Consider the following 1,422-nt stretch of genomic DNA (forward strand, 5'->3'; position numbering starts at 1 on the left):
CCGCTGTCTGCGCCGCACAACTCACGCAGCTGGTTTTCCGCTGGCGGAGCCGCTGCCCGTTGCGGGCAACGCGAGCGCGCCAAGCACCATGCGCACGATCAGTTCCTCGGCCTTTTCGTAGTCTCTTCCGGTCAGCGCCGGTTTGCCCAGCAGGGGCGCGAACTGCGCCTCCTGCTCGGCGTAGGCCTGCGTCACGGACCAGATGATGAACATCAGGTGCCTGAAGTCCACCTTCGCGATGCGCTGCGCACGTGCCCAGCGCTCAAAGTGGCGGACTCCCGAATCGAGCAGCGGCGCGACGCGCCCGGTGATCGCCTTGGCGTAGCGTGGCGCGCCGGCAATCATCTCCTTGCTGAATACCTTGACCCCCTGGGGGCGCGTGCGCGAGTAATGCAGCTTGGCGCGGATGTAGCGGCGCAGCGCCTGCTGCGGGTCGTCGCTGTGCGCGAGCTCCTGCATTCCGGCCAGCCACTCGGTGAGCACGTCGTCGAGCACGCGCTGGTAGAGCGCCTCCTTGCCGGGAAAGTAGTACAGCAGGTTGTGCCGGCTGATGCCGATGGCCGCTGCAATGCTCTCCAGCGACGCGCCCTCGAAGCCGAATTGTGCGAAGTGGTTCTCCGCCTCGGCGAGGATTGCCTGCTCCTTGAGCAGGCGGGAGGCCGTCGGGGCTCGGGCTGGGTGCGCATCTTTCATGGTGCAACCATAGTGGAATAAGCCGGGCGCGAAAACCGGTGCACAAGGGGTTCGCAGGCGGCGCGGGAGCGCGAATCGGCTGATTGGGGTTTTCCCTAGGGATTTTACCAATTGGTAAATTTTTTCAGCCGGGTAGACTGCCCGGCTCGCTATGGTGAGGACCACGATGAAACCTCCAAAACAGAAGGGCGCAGGCAGCACCCGGGCGGGCATTTGTGCGCGTGCAGATGCGCCCCCGCTGGCCCGGTGCCCCACTTTGAACCCCGCTGAGGAAACCCGATGGACGCGCCCGCAAGCCGCGCCTGCGGAATTCGTTCCGGGCGCCTGAGTCCGGCCGACTGCGCCGCCAACTTCGGCGACGTCCACGCGCCGCTGACCCGGCCGCAGGCGCTGATCGAGGCCGAGCGCTGCTACTACTGCCACGACGCGCCGTGCACCACGGCGTGCCCCACGGGGATCGACGTTCCCTCGTTCATCCAGCGCATTGCGCAGGGCAATGAGCGCGGCGCGGCGCGCGCCATTTTGCAGGCCAATCCGCTGGGCGGAATCTGCGCCCGGGTATGCCCGACCGAGGTGCTGTGCGAGCAGGTCTGTGTGCGCAACACCCACGGGGACAAGCCGGTGGAGATCGGCGCCCTGCAGCGCTACGCCACCGACGCCTTGTTCGCCAAGCCGGGCGCGCCCCTGTTTCAGCGCGCGGCGTCCACGGGCCGGCGCGTGGCGGTGGTG

At 67.4% G+C, this 1,422-nt stretch carries 1 protein-coding gene and 1 pseudogene; one reads left to right on the top strand and one right to left on the bottom strand.

The genetic code is table 11. The features are described 5' to 3' along the window. Positions 1-21: 21 nt before the first annotated feature. Complete coding sequence (locus VTU_RS0105575; protein WP_010101728.1) at positions 22-693, bottom strand: TetR family transcriptional regulator C-terminal domain-containing protein; 672 nt, start codon at positions 691-693, stop codon at positions 22-24. A gap of 279 nt (positions 694-972) precedes the next feature. On the opposite strand from VTU_RS0105575, the pseudogene VTU_RS0105580 reads away from it, so the two are divergent. Beyond that, positions 973-1,422, top strand: a pseudogene (locus tag VTU_RS0105580) (dihydropyrimidine dehydrogenase); the annotation flags it as partial.

It is taken from the genome of Verminephrobacter aporrectodeae subsp. tuberculatae At4 (assembly GCF_000193225.1).
Lineage (GTDB): Bacteria > Pseudomonadota > Gammaproteobacteria > Burkholderiales > Burkholderiaceae_C > Acidovorax > Acidovorax aporrectodeae.